The following is a 20,170-nucleotide window of genomic DNA, read 5'->3' on the forward strand; positions in this document are numbered from 1 at the left end:
GAGCCATCTTCGGGCTCCGTCTATTCCCTGAGAGGCATTGCGCATGAAGTACAAATACGTGGGGCTTGCAGCCTTGCTCGCGTTTTCCACGACAGCCCTGGTGGGCTGCGAACAAGCGGAAAAAAGTGCTCAGCAACTGGCCGAGCAGTTAAAGGAGCAAGCGGTCGAAACGGCCAAGCAAGCCATCGATGATACGCACAAGGCGGCCGAACAAGCCTTCAGCGAGGCCACGGGTGGACTGATCAGTCCCAAGAAAGAGCCTGAGAAAGACACAGAAGAATCCCAATCCCCCACCAAGACCATTTAACCCCGTCATATCGAGTCAGGACTGACCCATGGATTACTTGTTACAGCTCGCCGCCAGCCCCACCGCCTGGATTGCCTTGGCAACCCTGGTCGTCATGGAAATCGTACTTGGCATCGATAACCTGATCTTTATTTCGATCTTGACCAACAAGTTGCCCGAGCAACACCGTGCCAAGGCGCGGCGGATCGGTATCGGCATGGCGTTGATCCTGCGCCTGGGCCTGCTGAGCACCATCGCCTTCATCGTCCAATTGACGGAGCCTGTCATCGAAATTCTCGGCCAGGCGTTTTCCTGGAAGGACATGATCCTGATCGCCGGTGGCCTGTTCCTGTTGTGGAAGGCGACCACCGAGATCCATCACAGCATGGACCCGGCGCCCGATGATCCGAAGTCGGCCACTTCTGGCGTCACCCTGGGGTTTGCCGCCGCGATCGGTCAGATCCTCATGCTTGACCTGGTGTTTTCCATCGACAGCATCATCACGGCGGTGGGCATGACCGAGCACTTGCCGATCATGATTATTGCGGTAGTGGTTTCGGTACTGGTGATGCTGCTAGCCGCCGAGCCGCTGGCGAAATTCATCAACGACAACCCCACCGTGGTCATGTTGGCCCTGGGCTTCCTGATCATGATCGGCATGACGCTGATCGCCGAAGGTTTTGGTGCCCATGTGCCGAAGGGCTATATCTACGCGGCCATGGCCTTCTCGGCGGCTATCGAAGTGCTGAACATGCTGTCCCGTCGCGCCAAGCAGAAGGCCTTGGTCGACGAAGCCTGATCCAAGGCAGACAAAAGCCGCCCGGGTTGAACGCCCGGGCGGCTTTTTCATGGCATTGGAAACCTAGTGCGCGGTGGCGGGGCGCCTGGAAGATTTCGAGGTGTGCTGCGCTTCCGGCCTTGGGGCGGGATGGTGACGGCGGGCGATCCGCAGCACGCCCCACAACATGGCCGCCGCTACGCTCAGCCAGCCGAATACCAGCATCACAATAGTCGTCATCAGGCTCATCTGTGCCTCCTTCTGCCCGGAACCGGGCTATGCACTCACTACAATGGACAGTCTAGTCGCTCAAGTGTTACCGGCAGTCGATCCCTGGCGTTAGCAACGGATCGGTTGGTTCTATCGCGGTGCCGAAACTGTCGCTTATGGCTATACCCAGGCCGGCGCGCGACTTATGATCGTCGGCCCAAGCCCGGCCTTGACGCCGGGGCTGTCTGAATAAAGAGAGTCATCATGTCGTCGGTAATTTCATCTTTTCGATCACTGGTAGTGGCAATGGTGTGTCTCGCCGCCCTGGCGGGTTGCGCGGGAAGCGTATCGCCGCAGATCAAGCGTCTGCCTGAACGGGTCGAGCTCAACAGCGTGCCGTTCTTCCGTGGCGAAATGTTCCAGGGCGCGCCGCAATCCCTGGCGGCCTTGTTGACGCTGCAAGGCACCGTGATTACCCCAGGGCTGTTGGAAAAACCATTGCACCTGCCCGGCGGCGAGGCCCGTTTGCAGCAGAATCTGCAAACCCTGGCGCGTGAATATGGGCTGGTGGTGTATCCCCTCGACGGAGAGCTAGGTGCATTGCTCGAACAGGTGGCCGCCGGTTACCCGGTGTTGCTGCGCTATACCGAGGGCTCGGCGTTCTGGACTGAGCCGCGCTACGCGATCCTTGCCGGTTATAACCGACAGAAGCGCACGGTGCTGCTGCGCTCGGGCATGAATCGCCGTTCCTTGATGAGTTTCAGTACATTCGAGTCGGCTTTCAAAGGCGCTGGCGGTTGGGCGGTATTGATCCAGCAGCCTGGGCAACTGCCGGCCAATGTCGATTCGCAGCGCTGGTTGAAAGCCGCCGATGAATTGGCCGGGGCAGGGCAGGAACAGGCGGCAGCGCGTGCCACCAAGGCGTTGGGTGCCGCCCGCTGAGTGCCGGCCCCGTTCGTCACCTGCCGGGCACGACTCGGCATGCCTCGCGTTCTTACCGTCAGGGCCCGGAGTCTCCGGGCCATGATTCGAGGAGGCAGCTATGGCACAGTCGAAAACACCTTCGGGACCGCATTCTTCCGAACATTCATCCGGCGACGATGATCTGGGATTCGATCCCGACTCCCCGGACCTCGACGACCCTCAAGTCGACCCGATAGGGCCGGCCAAGGCGCCCCGGGACGAGAAGGACCAGGATCCGCCTTCTTCCAGGCCTTATGACCCGCTGGGTGATTTGAAGCCCTGAATGCAAATAGCCCCGACGAGTCGGGGCTATTTCATTTGCTGGCCTGTCCCGTCCTATTTGGACGCTTCCACCACACCGCTCTGGCGACTCTTGAGATTCTTCGCGGCCTTGTACTGCAAGGCCACGGCCGGGACGCTGGCGCTTTTGCCTGTCTCGACCCAGCTACGGATGCGGCTTGCATCGGCGAAGTGAGTGTATTTGCCAAACGCGTCGAGAATGACCAGTGCCATCGGACGATTGCCCATCTTGGTCACCAATACGAGGCAGTGACCCGCCTGGTTGGTGAAACCGGTCTTGGTCAATTGAATATCCCAGTTGGCCTTGTGAACCAGATGATCGGTGTTGCGAAAGCCCAGGCTATACACCGGTTTGCGGAACGTTACGGTCTTTTCCTTGGTGGTGCTCAGTTCACTTAGCAAAGGGTATTTGCGGGCGGCGATCAGCAGTTTCGTCAGGTCCCGGGCGGTCGACACGTTGTGGATGGACAGGCCGGTGGGTTCGACATAATGGGTGCTGGTCATGCCCAGGGCCTTGGCCTTGGCGTTCATCGCTGCAATGAATGCCGCGTAACCACCCGGGTAATGGTGGGCAAGGCTTGCAGCGGCGCGGTTTTCCGAAGACATCAGTGCAATCAGCAGCGTATCCCGGCGCGACAGTTCGCTGTTGAGCTTGACCCGGGAATACACGCCTTTCATTTCTGGCGTGTTGGCGATGGTCATGGAGATGTATTCATCCAGGTTCTGCTTGGCATCCAACACGATCAGGCCAGTCATCAACTTGGTCACCGACGCGATCGGCACCACGACGTCGGGATTGCTCGAATACACCACTTTGTCGCTCTGCAGGTCCAACAGGATGGCGCTGCCGGAAGCGACTTGCAGTTTCGACGTGTCCCTTGGGGCCGCAATGGTTTCCTGCGCGATGACGTTTTGCGTGATGAAAGGACCTGTGAAAGCAAAAAACAGGCTGATGATCGAAAGACGGATTTTCACGCGAGTAGACTCGATAGAGTTAAGAGTGCTCGTTGAGCAGTGGCTTGTTGAAAAACCGCCGCATTTTATGAGTATGGGTGAAGATGGCGCTATATGCCGGTGCCACCAGGACACTTGAATAAATAAAGTTTAATGGAAGGCTGATTCTGGGGAATTGAATCTGAAAAAAATGTAGTTCGAGCGCGCGAGTCTGATCAAAGCGCCGGCCCCTGAACTACCTGTGGGAGCGAGCGCGCACGCGATAGGGGCGTGTCAGTCAACGGATATGTTGGCTGGTGTCCGCTATCGCGAGCACGCTCGCTCCCACAGGTTGGGTTGGGGCTGCTGTCAGCTATGCAGCGTCTCGGCCGCGTACAGCGTGTTCTCCAGCAGGCAGGCGCGAGTCATCGGGCCAACGCCGCCAGGCACCGGAGTGATCCAGCCGGCGCGGGGCAGGGCGGTCTCATACACCACGTCGCCGACCAGCTTGCCGTCGTCCTGGCGGTTGATGCCCACGTCGATGACGATGGCGCCTTCCTTGATCCATTCGCCCTTGACCAGGCCAGGCTTGCCGGCGGCAACCACCACCAGGTCGGCCCGGCCGACGTGGCCAGCCAGATCCTTGGTGAAACGGTGGGTTACGGTGACGGTGCAGCCGGCCAACAGAAGTTCCATGGCCATTGGACGCCCAACGATATTGGAGGCGCCAACTACCACGGCGTCGAGCCCGTAAAGGTCCACACCGGTGCTTTCCAGCAAGGTCATGATGCCCTTGGGTGTGCACGGGCGCAGCAGTGGAATGCGCTGGGCGAGGCGGCCGACGTTATAAGGGTGGAAACCATCGACGTCTTTGTCGGGGCGGATGCGCTCCAGCAGCTTCGAAGCATCCAGGTGTTCAGGGAGGGGCAGCTGGAGAAGGACGCCATCGATGTTTGGATCATCGTTGAGGCGGTCGATCAGATCGGCCAGCGCTTGCTGAGTGGTTTCGGAAGGCAGGTCGTAGGCCTGGGAAAGGAAGCCGACCTCTTCACAGTCTTTACGCTTGTGCGAGACATAAACCTGAGAGGCAGGATCGCTGCCGACCAGGATCACCGCAAGGCCGGGCGTACGCAGGCCTTGCTGGCGGCGCTCGGTGACTCGTTGGGCGATCTGCTGGCGCAGGCTGGCGGCGATCGATTTGCCGTCGATAAGTTGTGCAGTCATTGCGCGTGGTTAACCATCGAGAGGGGAAAAAAAGAGAGCGCATTCTCGCATGCCGAGGCGTGAGGGCAAAGGCGCTTGGTCTGTAAATTCCCCTAACCCCTTTAATTAAATGAATTTTTTTAAAAAAGAGTTGACGACCTATCGGGCCGTCTATAACATTCGTCGCACTTGTCGGGCACAGCCTAGCACTGGTTAAGAAGGTGGAGCAGAGTTGGTTGTTTAAACTCGGTGAAGCTGAAAGCACTTAGTTTGTAATCGTCCAAGAATACAGATTAAAAAGGCGCCCGTAGCTCAGCTGGATAGAGCATCCGCCTTCTAAGCGGATGGTCGCAGGTTCGAGTCCTGCCGGGTGCGCCATTAGGCAGCTTTGGCACAAGTAAGGCAACAAGGCAATATGGTGGGCGTAGCTCAGTTGGTAGAGCACGGGATTGTGACTCCCGTTGTCGTGGGTTCGATCCCCATCGTCCACCCCATATTCTAGAAAGGCGCCAGATTTAACGGTCTGGTGCCTTTGCTTTAAAAGCTTGATACGCGGATGTGGTGGAATTGGTAGACACACTGGATTTAGGTTCCAGCGCCGCAAGGTGTGAGAGTTCGAGTCTCTCCGTCCGCACCATACAAGTCGCTATTTAATTAGCAGAGAACGGCGCAGAACCTGAAAAGGGCTGCGCCGTTTTCGTTTCCAGCGGTTTTGGCTTTGCTGTTCGGCGCCATTTCGGAATGAGGTGCAGTGGTTGATTCGTCGCGAATTTGTTTCGTGATGATGCGTGATGCGTCCGTTGGTCTCTTGTGGGACCGGAAAATGTGTGACCGGACAAATCGCTTCTATATATAGAAGCATTGGCGCAGAGCCTTGGACTGAATCGGCTGTATTTGCAATCCGGGCGGGGCATGACCGTTTGTCCCGTCCTAAATCCGGAGCCTGTTTCCAGCGCGTTTTCAGTAGGGTGACTTCTTGAGTTTGACCTACTAGAATGCATGCCCTTGATTCTGGGGTCGGAAACGCCCGGCCAACGTCTGTGCAACGAGGAATATCCATGCAAGTTTCTGTTGAAAATACATCTGCTCTTGAGCGCCGCATGAGCATCACCGTGCCAGCTGAGCGTATCGAGACTCAGGTCAACAAGCGTCTGCAGCAGACTGCCCAAAAGGCCAAAATCCCAGGTTTCCGCCCAGGCAAGGTGCCAATGAGCGTGATTCGTCAGCGTTACGAAGCTGACGCGCGCCAGGAAGCCGTGGGCGACGTGATCCAGTCTTCGTTCTACGAAGCAGTGGTCGAGCAGAAGCTGAACCCGGCTGGCGCTCCTTCCGTCGAGCCTAAAGTGCTGGAAAAAGGCAAGGACCTCGAGTTCGTTGCCACGTTCGAAGTGTTCCCTGAGTTCACTGTTGCCGGTTTCGAATCCATTGCTGTCGAGCGCCTGAGCGCCGACGTTTCGGATGCCGACCTGGACAAGATGCTCGACATCCTGCGCAAGCAGAACACTCGCTTCGAAACGACTGATCGTGCTGCCCAGAACGAAGACCAGTTGAACATCGATTTCGTCGGCAAGGTCGACGGTGAAGTGTTCGCCGGCGGTTCCGCCAAGGCCACCCAGCTGGTGCTGGGCTCCGGTCGCATGATCCCTGGTTTCGAAGATGGCCTGGTTGGCGCCAAGGCCGGTGAAGAGCGCGTCCTGAACGTGACCTTCCCTGAGGACTACCAGAACCTGGACCTGGCGGGTAAGGCCGCCGAGTTCACCGTGACCGTCAACAGCGTTTCGGAGCCGAAGCTGCCTGAGCTGAACGAAGAATTCTTCGCCCAGTTCGGCATCAAGGAAACCGGCCTGGAAGGTTTCCGCGCCGAAGTTCGCAAGAACATGGAGCGTGAGTTGCGCCAGGCCATCAAGTCCAAGGTCAAGAACCAGGTCATGGACGGTCTGCTGGCTTCAAACCCGATCGAAGTGCCGAAGGCCCTGCTGGACAACGAAGTGAACCGTCTGCGCGTCCAGGCCGTTCAACAGTTCGGCGGCAACATCAAGCCGGACCAACTGCCGGCCGAGCTGTTCGAAGAGCAGGCCAAGCGCCGCGTCGTACTGGGCCTGATCGTCGCTGAAGTGGTCAAGCAGTTCGAACTCAAGCCTGACGAAGCCCGCGTTCGCGAGCTGATCCAGGAAATGGCTTCGGCTTATCAAGAGCCTGAGCAAGTGGTGTCCTGGTACTACAAGAACGACCAGCAGCTGAACGAAGTCCGTTCGGTTGTGCTGGAAGAACAAGTTGTGGATACTGTTCTGCAGAAAGCTAGCGTGACCGACAAAGCGGTCTCTTACGAAGAAGCGGTCAAGCCGGTGGAAGCTCCACAAGCCGATTGATGGTTCTGCGGTAAGAAATACACACCATAAGCCAGCCTTCGCGCTGGCTTATGCGTATTCAAGACATAACTATTTGGGAGTGACTGCGAGACATGTCCCGCAATTCTTTTTATCAGCAGAGCTCTGACATCCAGGCCGCAGGCGGTCTGGTCCCTATGGTTATCGAGCAGTCCGCCCGTGGCGAACGTGCCTATGACATCTATTCGCGTCTGCTCAAGGAACGCGTGATCTTCCTGGTGGGGCCGGTAGAGGACTACATGGCCAACCTGATCTGTGCGCAACTGTTGTTCCTTGAAGCCGAAAACCCGGACAAGGATATCCATCTCTATATCAACTCCCCTGGCGGTTCGGTAACCGCAGGCATGTCGATCTACGACACCATGCAGTTCATCAAGCCCAACGTTTCGACGACCTGTATCGGTCAGGCTTGCAGCATGGGTGCGTTTTTGCTGACTGCCGGTGCCCAGGGCAAGCGTTACTGCCTGCCGAATTCGCGCGTGATGATTCACCAGCCGCTGGGTGGTTTCCAGGGCCAGGCATCGGACATCGAAATCCATGCCAAGGAAATTCTCTTCATCCGCGAGCGCCTCAATACCTTGATGGCCAAGCACAGCGGGCGCACGCTTGAAGAAATCGAGCGCGATACCAATCGCGACAATTTCATGAGCGCTGAAGCTGCACGTGAGTATGGCCTGATCGATGAAGTGATCAGCCAGCGCCCTGCTTAAAATAAGCAGCTCAAAATGAGGTTGGTCGGCAGGTCCGATCATCTGCGGGCTTGAAAAAGCCCGCAATTGCCTTCATCTTGTGTTGCAAGCCTATCGGATTTGGATCGATCGAATGACTGACACCCGCAACGGCGAGGACAACGGCAAACTGCTCTATTGCTCCTTCTGTGGCAAAAGCCAGCATGAAGTACGCAAATTGATTGCCGGCCCCTCGGTCTTCATTTGCGACGAGTGCGTCGACCTGTGCAATGACATCATCCGCGAGGAGGTGCAGGAAGCCCAGGCCGAAAGCAGCGCGCATAAGTTGCCTTCGCCTAAAGAAATCAGCGGCATCCTCGACCAGTATGTTATTGGTCAGGAACGCGCGAAAAAGGTACTGGCCGTAGCGGTGTACAACCACTACAAGCGCCTGAACCAGCGTGACAAAAAGAATGACGAGGTCGAACTCGGCAAGAGCAACATCCTGCTGATCGGCCCGACAGGTTCGGGTAAGACCCTGCTGGCCGAAACCCTGGCCCGCTTGCTGAACGTTCCGTTCACCATCGCCGATGCAACCACCCTCACCGAGGCGGGTTATGTGGGCGAGGACGTCGAGAACATCATTCAGAAGTTGTTGCAGAAGTGCGACTACGACGTGGAAAAGGCCCAGATGGGCATTGTCTACATCGATGAAATCGACAAGATTTCCCGCAAGTCCGACAACCCGTCCATTACCCGGGATGTTTCCGGTGAGGGCGTGCAGCAGGCCTTGCTCAAGTTGATCGAAGGCACGGTCGCTTCCGTACCGCCCCAGGGTGGTCGCAAGCATCCGCAGCAGGAGTTCCTGCAGGTCGATACCCGTAACATCCTGTTCATTTGCGGCGGTGCGTTCTCCGGCCTCGAAAAGGTCATCCAGAACCGCTCCACCCGTGGCGGCATCGGTTTCAACGCCGAAGTCCGCAGCAAGGAAGAGGGCAAGAAGGTCGGTGAATCCCTGCGTGAAGTCGAACCTGACGATCTGGTCAAGTTCGGCCTGATCCCTGAGTTCGTTGGCCGTCTGCCGGTCCTGGCGACATTGGATGAGTTGGATGAAGCGGCGTTGATGCAGATTCTGACCGAGCCGAAAAACGCCCTGACCAAGCAGTATGCCAAGTTGTTCGAAATGGAAGATGTCGATCTCGAGTTCCGTTCCGACGCGTTGAAAGCGGTTGCCAAGCGAGCCCTGGAGCGTAAGACCGGTGCCCGTGGGTTGCGCTCGATTCTCGAAGGCGTGCTGCTCGATACGATGTATGAAATCCCCTCGCAGTCCGAGGTGAGTAAAGTCGTGATCGACGAAAGCGTCATTGAAGGCAAGTCCAAGCCGCTGTATATCTACGAAAACAGTGAGCCGGCTGCCAAGGCTGCACCGGACGCTTGAGCGTCCTGCAGTTGAAATAAAAGAAGGGGCCTTCGGGCCCCTTTGCTATTAGCGCGTTTTAGAGGTGTCTTAGCGCTTGTTTTTTTTGAAGGCTGCCCCCATCTTGGTTTCAAGCTTACTTCCATCTGTTTACGGCCTTACGGCCGCCGTAGAGGCGAAATCATGAAGACAACCATCGAATTGCCTCTCCTGCCATTGCGCGATGTCGTGGTATATCCGCACATGGTTATCCCGCTGTTCGTGGGGCGCGAGAAGTCCATCGAAGCCCTGGAGGCCGCGATGACGGGTGATAAGCAGATTCTTCTGATCGCTCAGAGAAATCCTGCCGACGATGATCCCGGTGAAGACGCACTTTATCGCGTAGGTACGATTGCAACGGTCTTGCAACTGCTCAAGCTTCCCGATGGCACGGTGAAAGTGCTGGTCGAGGGCGAGCAGCGCGGGGCGGTCGAGCGTTTCAGCGAAGTCGACGGCCACTGCCGTGCCGAAGTCTCGCTGATCGACGAGGTCGATGCGCCCGAGCGTGAATCCGAGGTGTTTGTGCGCAGCCTGCTGTCGCAGTTCGAACAGTACGTGCAGTTGGGCAAGAAGGTGCCTGCCGAGGTGCTGTCGTCGCTTAACAGCATCGATGAGCCCGGACGCCTGGTCGACACGATGGCGGCCCACATGGCCCTCAAGATCGAGCAGAAACAGGAAATCCTCGAAATCATCGACCTCTCGGCCCGTGTCGAGCACGTATTGGCGTTGCTCGATGGCGAAATCGACCTGCTGCAGGTTGAGAAGCGCATTCGTGGCCGGGTCAAGAAACAGATGGAACGCAGCCAGCGCGAGTACTACCTGAACGAGCAGATGAAGGCCATTCAGAAAGAGCTCGGCGATGGCGATGAAGGTCACAACGAAATCGAAGAGCTGAAAAAGCGCATCGATGCCGCCGGCCTGCCGAAGGATGCCCTGGCCAAGGCCCAGGCAGAGCTGAACAAGCTCAAGCAAATGTCGCCGATGTCGGCCGAAGCCACCGTGGTGCGCTCCTACATCGACTGGCTGGTCCAGGTGCCGTGGAAAGCCCAGAGCAAGGTACGCCTGGACCTGGCGCGTGCCGAGGACATCCTTGATGCCGACCACTACGGTCTCGAAGAGGTCAAGGAACGTATCCTTGAATACCTCGCTGTACAAAAGCGCGTGAAAAAGATTCGTGGCCCGGTGCTGTGCCTGGTAGGTCCTCCCGGGGTTGGTAAAACTTCCCTGGCGGAGTCGATCGCCCATGCCACCAACCGTAAATTCGTGCGCATGGCCCTTGGCGGCGTGCGCGACGAAGCGGAAATCCGTGGTCATCGTCGTACCTACATCGGTTCGATGCCGGGAAGATTGATTCAAAAAATGACAAAGGTCGGCGTGCGCAATCCGCTGTTCCTTCTGGATGAAATCGACAAGATGGGCAGCGATATGCGCGGCGATCCCGCGTCGGCGTTGCTGGAAGTCCTCGATCCCGAGCAGAACCACAACTTCAACGACCACTACCTTGAAGTCGACTACGACCTGTCGGATGTGATGTTCCTCTGCACCTCCAACTCCATGAACATCCCGCCAGCGTTGCTGGACCGGATGGAGGTGATTCGTCTACCGGGCTACACCGAAGACGAGAAGATCAACATTGCCGTCAAATACCTTTCGCCCAAGCAGATCCAGGCCAATGGCCTGAAGAAAGGCGAGTTGGAATTCGACGAGGAAGCGATCCGCGACATCATTCGCTACTACACCCGCGAAGCCGGTGTGCGTGGGCTGGAGCGCCAGATCGCCAAGGTTTGCCGCAAGGCGGTGAAAGAGCATGCGCTGGAGAAACGCTTTGCGGTCAAGGTCACTTCAGACCTGCTGGAGCATTTCCTGGGCGTGCGTAAATTCCGCTACGGCCTTGCCGAACAGCAGGACCAGATCGGCCAGGTGACCGGCCTTGCGTGGACGCAGGTCGGTGGCGAGTTGCTGACGATCGAAGCCGCCGTGGTGCCGGGCAAGGGCCAGTTGATCAAGACCGGCTCCCTGGGCGATGTCATGGTGGAATCGATCACGGCAGCGCTGACGGTTGTCCGCAGCCGTGCACGCAGCCTGGGCATTCCCCTGGATTTCCATGAGAAGCGCGACACCCACATCCACATGCCTGAAGGGGCAACACCCAAGGATGGGCCGAGTGCCGGCGTGGGCATGTGCACCGCCCTGGTTTCCGCACTGACCGGTATTCCGGTGCGTGCCGATGTGGCGATGACAGGTGAAATCACCCTGCGCGGCCAGGTCCTGGCAATTGGCGGCTTGAAGGAAAAACTGCTGGCGGCTCACCGCGGTGGGATCAAGATTGTGATCATTCCCGAAGAGAACGTCCGTGATCTGAAGGAAATTCCTGACAACATTAAGCAGGATCTTCAGATCAAACCCGTTAAATGGATTGACGAAGTCCTGCAAATTGCGCTGCAATACGCGCCGGAGCCCTTGCCGGATGTGGCTCCGGAGATTGTCGCGAAGGAAGAAAAGCGAGAGTCTGACTCTAAGGAAAGAATTAGCACGCATTAATACGCATTTGCCTGGGGGGCCTTCCTTGACAGTTTTTTAGAGCCCTTGTTATAAAGCGGCTCTTAAGTGTCTGCAGGCCATTCAGCACTCGTTTTTGCTTTCACCAAAAAAACTTAGAATCATCTCAAATAGATATAAGGGGACTTAGAGTGAACAAGTCGGAACTGATTGATGCTATCGCTGCATCCGCTGATATCCCGAAAGCTGCTGCTGGCCGTGCGCTGGACGCTGTAATCGAATCCGTCACTGGCGCTCTCAAGGCCGGCGACTCCGTTGTTCTGGTTGGTTTCGGTACCTTCTCCGTGACTGATCGTCCAGCACGTGTTGGCCGCAACCCGCAGACTGGCAAGACGCTGCAAATCGCTGCTGCCAAAAAGCCAGGCTTCAAGGCTGGCAAAGCGCTGAAAGAAGCCGTTAACTAAGGTTTCACTGAGTTTATCCGGGTCGGGGTCATGCCTGGCTTGGCAGCGGAGCGGTAATGCGTCCGGTAACATCCGGGCTGTCACGCCGAGGCTCGCGGGTTCGAGCCCGGTCCGCTCCGCCAGTTACGAGAAGGCGCATCCTCGGATGCGCCTTTCTTCTATCCGGATTCTACCCACGCTCCACGGTTGCCTAAATTTGAAGTTCAACCGTTTCTGGGGGACGCATGCTGCAGAATATCAGGGACAATTCACAAGGCTGGATTGCCAAGACCATCATCGGGATCATCGTCGCATTGATGGCGTTGACCGGTTTCGAAGCCATTTTTCAAGCCACCTCGAATAGCAATGAAGCGGCCAAGGTCAACGGCGAAGAAATCAGCCAGAACGAGCTGAGCCAAGCGGTCGACATGCAACGCCGCCAGCTCATGCAACAGTTGGGCAAGGATTTCGACGCTTCCTTGCTGGACGAGAAGATGCTGCGCGACTCGGCGCTAAAGGGCCTGATCGACCGCAAGCTGTTGCTGCAAGGCGCCCATGACGCGAAGTTCGCTTTTTCCGAAGCGGCGCTGGATCAGGTGATCCTGCAGACGCCTGAATTCCAGGTCGACGGCAAGTTCAGTCCCGAGCGTTTCGACCAGGTCATCCGTCAGTTGGGTTACGGTCGTCTGCAATTCCGCCAGATGCTGGCGCAGGAAATGCTGATCGGCCAACTGCGTGCAGGTCTCGCTGGCAGCGGTTTTGTCACCGATGCCCAGGTGCTGGCGTTTGCCCGCCTGGAAAAGCAGACCCGCGACTTCGCCACGCTCACCCTCAAGGCCGACCCATCGGCGGTGAAGCTGACCGATGACGAGGTCAAGGCTTACTACGATCAGCACGCCAAGGAATTCATGACGCCTGATCAGGTGGTCATCGATTACCTCGAGCTGAAGAAAGCCTCTTTCTTCGATCAGGTCAGCGTCAAGGATGAAGACTTGCAAGCGGCGTATCAGAAAGAAATCGCCAACTTGTCCGAGCAGCGCCGTGCGGCGCATATCCTGATCGAAGTGAACGATAAGGTCACTGAAGCCCAGGCAAAGGCGAAGATCGAGGAAATCCAGGCCCGCCTGGCCAAAGGCGAATCGTTCGAAGCCCTGGCGAAAGAGTATTCCCAGGATCCGGGCTCGGCGAACAATGGTGGTGACCTGGGCTTTGCCGGTCCTGGCGTCTACGATCCTGAATTTGAAAAGGCGCTGTATGCCTTGGGCAAGGGTCAGGTTTCAGCACCGGTGCGCACTGATTTCGGCCTGCATCTGATCAAGCTGCTGGGTGTCGAAGCGCCTGAAGTACCGACCTTTGCCAGCCTAAAGGACAAGCTGACGCGCGATCTGAAGGCCCAGCAGGTCGAGCAGCGTTTCGTCGAGGCGACCAAGCAATTGGAAGACGCTTCGTTCGAGGCCTCGGACTTGGCGCAACCTGCCCAGGACCTCAAGCTGACCGTGCACACATCGGCACCGTTCGGTCGTGAGGGCGGTGAAGGGATTGCGGCCAACCGCGCCGTTATCACTGCTGCGTTCAGCCCGGAAGTGCTGGAAGAGGGCGCCAATAGCACGGCCATCGAGCTGGACCCGGAAACGGTCGTGGTGCTGCGTGCCAAAGAGCACCGCAAGCCTGCGCAAATGCCATTGGAAAGCGTCGCCGGACCCATACGCGCCCAGCTGGCCAAGGAACACGCCAGCGCCGATGCCAAGACCCAGGCCGACGAGCTGATCGCCAGCCTGCGTGATGGCAAGGTTGCCCTGGACAAGCCTGTCAATGGCCAGTCATGGAAAGCTGTCGAAGCGGCAACCCGCAGCCAGGAAGGCATCGATCCTGCTGTGCTGCAGGCGCTGTTCCGCATGTCCAAGCCGGAGTCCAAGGACAAACCGACGTTCGCGAGCGTGACCCTGCCTGACGGCAGCGTGACGGTCTTGCGCTTGAACGGCGTCAACGAAGGCGCGGCACCGACCGAGGAAGAAAAGGCCGAGTACCGCCGCTACCTGGCGTCCCGTGTTGGTCAGCAGGACTTCGCGGCGTTCCGCAAGCAGTTGGAAAGCGAGGCGGACATCAAGCGCTTCTGAGCAACCTGATGCGTCTGCGACGAGACCCCGGCCGAAATGCCGGGGTCTTTTTGTATCTGTGTATTGCCGCAAGCGGGGATGTGCGCCGATTCGTCCTCCGTGTGTCTTTTTCCCGTGGGAAAGCCCCCGTAGACTTGTAACCCCTTTGAGACACGATTACCCAAGCTGCCCGGCGGCGTTCTGTTGCACAATACGCGCCGGACTGTTTTCTCCAGGATGTTCAATGTTCAGATCATTTCACATGCGCACCGTTGGGCTGGCATTGCTGCTGACTGTCGCAGCTGGCTGTTCTTCAAAGAAAACGGCCATTTACGAGCACGAGAACTTTGATGATTCCGGCACGTTCTCGCGAACCTATCCGGTGACTGACGTGGCGACCTGTGAAGCAGGGCGTCGGGCATTGCTCAGCCAGGGCTACATCATCACCAGCAGCGACCCCAAGCTGGTCAGCGGCCACAAGAGTTTCCAGCAGACTGGCGATACCCACATGGAGATCAGCTTCAACCTGGTCTGCGCCGAGGATGGTGGCCCGGGCCATCGCGCCACTATGTTCGCCAACGCCCTGCAGGACCGTTACGCCCTGAAGAAAATCAACAACTCCGCCAGCCTGGGCGTGGGCGTGTTGGGATCGGTCTCGATGCCGATCGGTTCATCGGACGATTCCATGGTCAAGGTGGCCAGCGAGACCGTTTCGGCGGCCAAGTTCTATGAGCGCTTCTTTGCGCTGGTGGAGCTGTTCCTGCCACCGGAAGCCAAGAAAGCCGTCGAAAACGTCGACAAGCCGAAAACCGAGCTTGGCGTGCCGGAACCCAAGACCGAACCGGCTGCCTTGGCTCCGGTCCCAGCCCAAGCCCCTGCGGCATTGCAAGCACCGGAGCCTGCGCCAGCCCCCGCGCCCGCCGCGCCGGTCGAGCAGGCTGCCCCGGCGCCGGCCGAACCTGCGCCCGCCGCATCGGAGCCGGTTGCGCCGCCCGTCGAGCCTGCGCCGATCGCACCCAGCGAGCCCGAGTCCTACGCGCCGTCTTCAACGGAAACCATCACTGCGCCGCCGGCCAGCACTTTGCCCGCGCCGACAGAACCGATCCAACCGCTTCCGGCCTCCTGAGTCGCTGTAGCAAGGGTGGTAATCCCTTGCTACATGTCCTGGCTTTAAATCCCAGATGCTGTGCTACGTTTAATTCATGAGGCCTTGGCTTCATGTTTTATTCACATGGCAGCTTTATGCTGATTCCAGGCCATCAGGCTTTGGTTCAACGATTGGGAAGGACATGCAATGGACGACTATCAGGAAGAGCTGCTGGAATACCAAGCCTATGAGCTGGACCCACTGGAACCCGCCGAAGACGCGACTGAGCTGTAAGGGCGGGCCGGTATTGGCTTGGTACAACGAGGCATGAAGACGGCTGGCTCCGGGGGTTGACGCTCATGTTCCCTTGCGGCTGCGGCGGAAATCCCCCGGCGTCTGGTTGTTCCAGCGCTTGAACGCGCGTTGGAAGGCTTCCGCCGAGGCGAACCCCAGCAAGTAGGCGATTTCGCCGAATGCCAGTTCCGTGTCGCGAATGTACGTCATGGCCAAGTCTCGACGGGTGTCGTTGAGGATCGCCCTGAATTGCGTACCTTCTTGCGCAAGTTTGCGGCGTAACGTCCAGGTTGGCAGCTTCAGGCGCGTCGCCACTTCTTCAAGGCCTGGTTCCCGACCGCCGCTGAGCAGAGGCCCCAGCAATTGAATGATGCGTTCACGCAAGGTGCGCGTGCGAGTCAGTTGTTCCAGTTCCCTTTCGCATAATTGAACCAAGTGCCGCCAGGTACTGGGGCAGTGTTGCGGGTTGCGCTGGGCGAGGCTTTCCAGGCCCAGGCGCAGCTGGTTTTGCCCGGCACCGAATTGTATTGGGCAGTTGCCCAGTATCTGGTAGGCCTGCCCATAGGCAGGCTCCTCGAATTCGATGTCGATGCGTTCGGCGTGCAGCACCCTTTCGCTCACGCTGGACAACTGCGTAAGCCAGCCAGCAAGAATCGAATCCACGACGAAGCGGTTATAGGCGTTATAGGGACTGATGGAGTAGAACCGCAGCCACGCGCCTCGGGCGTCCTCATGGAAGCTCGATTGCCCACGATAATTGGAACCATACAGGGGCTCGAAGCGGATCATGCACCGCGCGGCTTCTCGTACAGTCGGCGCCTGCGCGGCGGTAACACCTGCGAGCCCGGCCTGGCTCAAGCGGCTGAGCTGCCCCATGCGCAGTCCCAGGGCCGGGTCTTGTGTCAATTGGATCGCGGCATGCCCCAGGCGCATGTAGCGGGGAATCGACAGGCGCGCCCCGGGTTCGGCCAGGCGCGCCGTGTCGAGGCCGTATTGTTCGAGCAATGGCTGCGGATCCTTCCCATGGCTGGCCACTGCGTCGGCAAGGCTGTGGACGAAACCCACGGACAGGTCGCCCAGGCGCATCGGCTGGGGCTTGATGCTCACAGCCAGAGGTTCAACAGGCGGGCGCCACGCGCTTCGCCATCGGGGAACTGCTGGCCGCTATGGCTGATAAAGCTTTGGCCGGCACTGCCGTTGTCCCAGAACTGGCCACGCAAGAACACACTGACGCCACCCTTGGCCTGGCTGACCGGCACCTGGCTGGTCAACGTCAGGCGACGCCAAGCCTGGCCTTCGGTTATCTCGCCGGGCTTGAGGCTCACTTCGCTTGGCGTGGACAGGCCTTTGTAGCCTGCCCAGGGCTTGTCCCAAGTATCGCGGCCAATGACAAAGGCAGGCACGGCGATCAATTGCACGTGCTGCTCATCAAGTTGCCGATAATGAAGCGGATACCAACTGTCGCTGCCGATCAGCACGCCCAGGCGACCGGCGGGTGTGTCTATGGCCACGAAAGCCTGGGTTTCTTCCGCCTCGAGCACGTCCCGCTGGTCGAATACTGGATGGCGTTGACGCACGGGTTGGCCGATCGGACGGCCATCGCGGCCGAATACCAGGCTGCTGTTGTAGAGCGCGCCGCGACCGATCTTCAGCTCACCTTCGCTGATGCTCGGCTCGGGCAGCACGATGGAGCCGGCCACCAGGGTCACGCCGAACTCCTTCGCCAGGCCACCGAACAGCGCCTGGTAATCCTGGGCCATGGCGTCTGCTTTCATCCGCAGATAAGCATCGTCCAGGCGGCTATTGCCCTTGGCGCCCGCCAAGGCACGAAGAAAGGCCAACGGATTGCTGACGGCGAGCCAATGCATGGCTTGTTTCAACGTGGCGGCTTGATACACCTCGTCTTTTTCGCCGCTGACCATCAGCCAGGTCCCGATGTGCTCAGGCAGGACCACGATGGTTTTGTCGTTGAGAAGCCCTTGGTCGCGCGCCGCCTGCAGATAGGCGGCCAACTTGCGCCGCAGGCGTCCAGGACTTTGGTAGTCGGTGGGAAAGAGCTCAGGCTGGATACCGAGCAAGTTGCCCCGATCGGCGGGCGTACCCTGGTCGACCGCCAGGTTGATGCGCAGGTCTGACAGGTAATGGCCGACTGGACGATCCGCCGTCCACAGCGCGTAAGTTATAACGGCAGCCATCAAGGCCAGTGAGAGGAGCAGGTACAGAAATTTGCGCATGGGGACAGTCAACGGCCGCTTACAGGTTCGTGATTTTTCATCAGGACACCGGGCAGGGTACGGTAAAACAAAGGATTAGCGAAAGGGCGGGTAGCCGTCTGTCGAGCAGTAGCGAATGATTGGCGTGCCGATTGTGTTGCGCATTTTGATCATTAACTTGTCCGTTTCGGTCATTGAGCGCTCCGGTTCCGACTCTTACGCTGTCACCCATGACTGATGGAGGCCACAGAGCTTCCACATTTTTCCGTGATCGCCCATTGTGGAGTTACCGATGACCGCCCCTCATTACCCGCATTTGCTGGCCCCGCTGGACCTGGGCTTTACCACGCTGCGCAACCGTACCCTGATGGGGTCGATGCACACCGGCCTGGAAGAAAAGCCCGGTGGCTTCGAGCGCATGGCGGCCTATTTTGCCGAGCGCGCCCGGGGCGGCGTGGGCTTGATGGTAACCGGCGGGATCGGCCCTAACGACGAGGGGGGCGTTTATTCCGGTGCGGCCAAGCTGACCACGGAGGAAGAAGCGCTCAAGCACCAAATCGTGACGCGCGCGGTGCATGAGGCGGGCGGCAAGATCTGCATGCAGATTCTCCATGCCGGCCGCTATGCCTACAGCCCCAAGCAGGTGGCGCCGAGCGCGATCCAGGCGCCGATCAACCCGTTCAAGCCAAAAGAGCTTGACGAAGAGGGCATCGAAAAGCAGATCAGTGATTTTGTCACTTGTTCGGTACTGGCCCGGAAGGCTGAGTACGACGGTGTCGAGATCATGGGCTCGGAAGGCTATTTCATTAACCAGTTCCTGGCGGCCCACACCAACCATCGTACCGACCGCTGGGGCGGCAGCTACGAAAACCGCATGCGCCTGCCAGTGGAAATCGTGCGTCGCGTACGCGAGGCGGTCGGCCCGAATTTCATCATCATTTTCCGGCTGTCGATGCTCGATCTCGTGGAGGGGGGCAGCACCTGGGAAGAGATCGTCCAGTTGGCCAAGGCCATCGAGCAGGCCGGCGCGACAATCATCAACACGGGCATCGGTTGGCATGAAGCGCGTATTCCCACCATCGCCACCAAGGTGCCGAGGGCGGCGTTCAGTAAAGTCACCGCCAAGCTGCGTGGTTCGGTGAGCATTCCGCTGATCACCACCAACCGCATCAATACGCCCGAGGTCGCCGAGCAAATCCTGGCCGAGGGCGACGCCGACATGGTATCCATGGCACGGCCCTTCCTCGCGGACCCGGATTTCGTCAACAAGGCTGCCGCTGGCCGGGCGGACGAAATCAATACGTGCATCGGCTGCAACCAGGCCTGCCTGGACCATACGTTCGGCGGCAAGCTCACCAGTTGCCTGGTGAACCCGCGGGCGTGCCATGAGACTGAACTCAACTACCTGCCCGTGACCCACGTGAAAAAAATCGCCGTGGTCGGCGCCGGCCCAGCCGGGTTGTCTGCCGCCACCGTAGCGGCGGAGCGCGGCCATCAGGTGACGCTGTTCGATTCGGCCAGTGAAATTGGCGGGCAGTTCAACGTTGCCAAGCGTGTGCCCGGCAAGGAAGAGTTCTTCGAAACACTGCGTTATTTCAAGCGCAAGTTGCAGACCACCCACGTCGAGTTGTGTCTCGACACCCGGGTCGACGTGGCGCAACTGGTGGCTGGCGGTTTCGACGAGATCATCCTGGCCACCGGCATCGCGCCGCGTGTCCCGGCGATTCCAGGTGTGGAGCACCCGAAGGTGTTGAGCTACCTGGACGTGATTCTCGAGCGTAAACCGGTTGGCCGTAGCGTTGCGGTGATTGGGGCCGGAGGGATCGGCTTTGACGTGTCGGAGTTCCTCGTGCATCAGGGCGTTGCCACCAGCCAGGACCGCGAAGCGTTCTGGAAGGAGTGGGGTATCGATACGCACCTCCAGGCCCGCGGCGGCGTGGCCGGGATCAAGGCTCAACCCCATGCGCCGGCGCGGCAGGTGTTCCTGTTGCAGCGCAAGAAGTCCAAGGTCGGCGACGGCCTGGGCAAGACCACCGGTTGGATTCACCGCACGGGCCTGAAAAACAAGCAGGTGCAGATGCTCAACAGCGTCGAGTACCTGAAGATCGACGATCAGGGCCTGCACATTCGCATCGGCGAAACGGGCGAGCCGCAAGTGTTGGCGGTGGACAATGTGGTCATCTGCGCCGGCCAGGATCCGCTGCGCGAGTTGCAGGATGGCTTGGAAGCGGCTGGGCAAACGGTCCACCTCATCGGCGGTGCCGACGTGGCGGCGGAGCTGGATGCCAAGCGTGCGATCAACCAGGGTTCGCGGTTGGCGGCGCAGTTGTAAGGCGCAATTGTGTAGACTCCCG

The 20,170-nt window shown here is 58.8% G+C and carries 17 protein-coding genes and 3 tRNA genes; 15 read left to right on the forward strand and 5 right to left on the reverse strand.

What is annotated here, in order from left to right:
* The first annotated feature begins 43 nt into the window (after positions 1–43).
* A complete protein-coding gene (locus JZ00_RS10375) occupies positions 44–307 on the forward strand; it encodes a hypothetical protein (RefSeq protein ID WP_039589127.1) in 264 nt (87 codons plus the stop codon).
* Between the two features lie 28 nt (positions 308–335).
* The gene (locus JZ00_RS10380) at positions 336–1,085 is read left to right on the forward strand and encodes a TerC family protein (protein WP_039589128.1); all 750 of its coding nucleotides are present in this window, start codon (positions 336–338) and stop codon (positions 1,083–1,085) included.
* 63 nt (positions 1,086–1,148) lie between these two features.
* Here JZ00_RS10380 and JZ00_RS31215 read toward each other — a convergent pair whose 3' ends face one another.
* Entirely contained in the window at positions 1,149–1,313 is a 165-nt protein-coding gene (locus JZ00_RS31215; protein ID WP_196304788.1) for a hypothetical protein, read from the reverse strand.
* Between the two features lie 225 nt (positions 1,314–1,538).
* On the opposite strand from JZ00_RS31215, the gene JZ00_RS10385 reads away from it, so the two are divergent.
* Together JZ00_RS10385 and JZ00_RS10390 are read left to right on the forward strand one after the other, a co-directional pair.
* The gene (locus JZ00_RS10385) at positions 1,539–2,216 is read left to right on the forward strand and encodes a peptidase C39 family protein (protein ID WP_039589129.1); all 678 of its coding nucleotides are present in this window, start codon (positions 1,539–1,541) and stop codon (positions 2,214–2,216) included.
* 100 nt (positions 2,217–2,316) lie between these two features.
* Positions 2,317–2,520 (forward strand): DUF6021 family protein, encoded by a 204-nt coding sequence (locus JZ00_RS10390; protein WP_039589130.1) that lies wholly within the window; start codon positions 2,317–2,319, stop codon positions 2,518–2,520.
* 53 nt (positions 2,521–2,573) lie between these two features.
* Here the strand turns inward: JZ00_RS10390 and pbpG are convergent, their stop codons facing one another.
* Together pbpG and folD are read right to left on the reverse strand one after the other, a co-directional pair.
* A complete protein-coding gene (gene pbpG, locus JZ00_RS10395) occupies positions 2,574–3,512 on the reverse strand; it encodes a D-alanyl-D-alanine endopeptidase (protein WP_039589131.1) in 939 nt (312 codons plus the stop codon).
* 327 nt (positions 3,513–3,839) lie between these two features.
* On the reverse strand, positions 3,840–4,694 hold the full coding sequence (gene folD, locus JZ00_RS10400) for a bifunctional methylenetetrahydrofolate dehydrogenase/methenyltetrahydrofolate cyclohydrolase FolD (RefSeq protein WP_039589132.1): 855 nt from the start codon (positions 4,692–4,694) through the stop codon (positions 3,840–3,842).
* Positions 4,695–4,974: 280 nt separating this feature from the next.
* Between folD and JZ00_RS10405 the strand changes: the two genes are divergently transcribed.
* From JZ00_RS10405 to JZ00_RS10450, 10 genes are all read left to right on the forward strand, one after another.
* Positions 4,975–5,051 (forward strand) — tRNA-Arg (locus JZ00_RS10405).
* 40 nt (positions 5,052–5,091) lie between these two features.
* Positions 5,092–5,167 (forward strand) — tRNA-His (locus tag JZ00_RS10410).
* A gap of 58 nt (positions 5,168–5,225) precedes the next feature.
* Positions 5,226–5,310 (forward strand) — tRNA-Leu (locus JZ00_RS10415).
* Between the two features lie 421 nt (positions 5,311–5,731).
* Positions 5,732–7,042, forward strand: coding sequence for a trigger factor (gene tig / locus JZ00_RS10420; protein ID WP_039589133.1), 1,311 nt, complete (start codon positions 5,732–5,734; stop codon positions 7,040–7,042).
* 92 nt (positions 7,043–7,134) lie between these two features.
* Positions 7,135–7,770: an ATP-dependent Clp endopeptidase proteolytic subunit ClpP gene (gene clpP / locus JZ00_RS10425; RefSeq protein WP_030140021.1), complete on the forward strand. Its 636-nt coding sequence runs from the start codon at positions 7,135–7,137 to the stop codon at positions 7,768–7,770.
* Between the two features lie 112 nt (positions 7,771–7,882).
* The gene (gene clpX / locus JZ00_RS10430; RefSeq protein ID WP_039589134.1) at positions 7,883–9,166 is read left to right on the forward strand and encodes an ATP-dependent Clp protease ATP-binding subunit ClpX; all 1,284 of its coding nucleotides are present in this window, start codon (positions 7,883–7,885) and stop codon (positions 9,164–9,166) included.
* Between the two features lie 162 nt (positions 9,167–9,328).
* Positions 9,329–11,725, forward strand: coding sequence for an endopeptidase La (gene lon / locus JZ00_RS10435; RefSeq protein WP_039589135.1), 2,397 nt, complete (start codon positions 9,329–9,331; stop codon positions 11,723–11,725).
* Between the two features lie 149 nt (positions 11,726–11,874).
* Positions 11,875–12,147 carry an HU family DNA-binding protein gene (locus JZ00_RS10440; protein ID WP_008077714.1) on the forward strand — a complete coding sequence of 91 codons (273 nt, stop codon included), beginning with the start codon at positions 11,875–11,877 and terminating at the stop codon, positions 12,145–12,147.
* A gap of 224 nt (positions 12,148–12,371) precedes the next feature.
* Positions 12,372–14,243 carry a SurA N-terminal domain-containing protein gene (locus tag JZ00_RS10445; protein WP_039589136.1) on the forward strand — a complete coding sequence of 624 codons (1,872 nt, stop codon included), beginning with the start codon at positions 12,372–12,374 and terminating at the stop codon, positions 14,241–14,243.
* A 223-nt stretch (positions 14,244–14,466) separates the two neighbouring features.
* Positions 14,467–15,348: a DUF2242 domain-containing protein gene (locus tag JZ00_RS10450; RefSeq protein WP_039589137.1), complete on the forward strand. Its 882-nt coding sequence runs from the start codon at positions 14,467–14,469 to the stop codon at positions 15,346–15,348.
* A 318-nt stretch (positions 15,349–15,666) separates the two neighbouring features.
* On the opposite strand, the gene JZ00_RS10455 is transcribed toward JZ00_RS10450, so the two are convergent.
* Together JZ00_RS10455 and JZ00_RS10460 are read right to left on the reverse strand one after the other, a co-directional pair.
* Positions 15,667–16,704 (reverse strand): AraC family transcriptional regulator, encoded by a 1,038-nt coding sequence (locus JZ00_RS10455; RefSeq protein ID WP_039589416.1) that lies wholly within the window; start codon positions 16,702–16,704, stop codon positions 15,667–15,669.
* Between the two features lie 2 nt (positions 16,705–16,706).
* Positions 16,707–17,837, reverse strand: a complete 1,131-nt coding sequence (locus JZ00_RS10460) for a carbon-nitrogen hydrolase family protein (RefSeq protein WP_039589138.1) — start codon at positions 17,835–17,837, stop codon at positions 16,707–16,709.
* 271 nt (positions 17,838–18,108) lie between these two features.
* Here JZ00_RS10460 and JZ00_RS10465 point away from each other — a divergent pair, with 271 nt between their 5' ends.
* The gene (locus JZ00_RS10465; protein WP_039589139.1) at positions 18,109–20,148 is read left to right on the forward strand and encodes an oxidoreductase; all 2,040 of its coding nucleotides are present in this window, start codon (positions 18,109–18,111) and stop codon (positions 20,146–20,148) included.
* Positions 20,149–20,170: the final 22 nt, after the last annotated feature.

The sequence above is a fragment of the Pseudomonas frederiksbergensis genome (assembly GCF_000802155.2).
Taxonomy (GTDB): domain Bacteria; phylum Pseudomonadota; class Gammaproteobacteria; order Pseudomonadales; family Pseudomonadaceae; genus Aquipseudomonas; species Aquipseudomonas frederiksbergensis_A.

Excerpts from the sequence above, each read along its gene's own strand:
- JZ00_RS10375 (WP_039589127.1), top strand. The coding sequence starts at position 44 with ATGAAGTACAAATACGTGGGGCTTGCAGCCTTGCTCGCGTTTTCCACG.
- JZ00_RS10380 (WP_039589128.1), top strand. The coding sequence starts at position 336 with ATGGATTACTTGTTACAGCTCGCCGCCAGCCCCACCGCCTGGATTGCC.
- JZ00_RS31215 (WP_196304788.1), bottom strand. The coding sequence starts at position 1,313 with ATGAGCCTGATGACGACTATTGTGATGCTGGTATTCGGCTGGCTGAGC.
- JZ00_RS10385 (WP_039589129.1), top strand. The coding sequence starts at position 1,539 with ATGTCGTCGGTAATTTCATCTTTTCGATCACTGGTAGTGGCAATGGTG.
- JZ00_RS10390 (WP_039589130.1), top strand. The coding sequence starts at position 2,317 with ATGGCACAGTCGAAAACACCTTCGGGACCGCATTCTTCCGAACATTCA.
- folD (WP_039589132.1), bottom strand. The coding sequence starts at position 4,694 with ATGACTGCACAACTTATCGACGGCAAATCGATCGCCGCCAGCCTGCGC.
- tig (WP_039589133.1), top strand. The coding sequence starts at position 5,732 with ATGCAAGTTTCTGTTGAAAATACATCTGCTCTTGAGCGCCGCATGAGC.
- clpP (WP_030140021.1), top strand. The coding sequence starts at position 7,135 with ATGTCCCGCAATTCTTTTTATCAGCAGAGCTCTGACATCCAGGCCGCA.
- clpX (WP_039589134.1), top strand. The coding sequence starts at position 7,883 with ATGACTGACACCCGCAACGGCGAGGACAACGGCAAACTGCTCTATTGC.
- lon (WP_039589135.1), top strand. The coding sequence starts at position 9,329 with ATGAAGACAACCATCGAATTGCCTCTCCTGCCATTGCGCGATGTCGTG.
- JZ00_RS10445 (WP_039589136.1), top strand. The coding sequence starts at position 12,372 with ATGCTGCAGAATATCAGGGACAATTCACAAGGCTGGATTGCCAAGACC.
- JZ00_RS10450 (WP_039589137.1), top strand. The coding sequence starts at position 14,467 with ATGTTCAGATCATTTCACATGCGCACCGTTGGGCTGGCATTGCTGCTG.
- JZ00_RS10460 (WP_039589138.1), bottom strand. The coding sequence starts at position 17,837 with ATGCGCAAATTTCTGTACCTGCTCCTCTCACTGGCCTTGATGGCTGCC.
- JZ00_RS10465 (WP_039589139.1), top strand. The coding sequence starts at position 18,109 with ATGACCGCCCCTCATTACCCGCATTTGCTGGCCCCGCTGGACCTGGGC.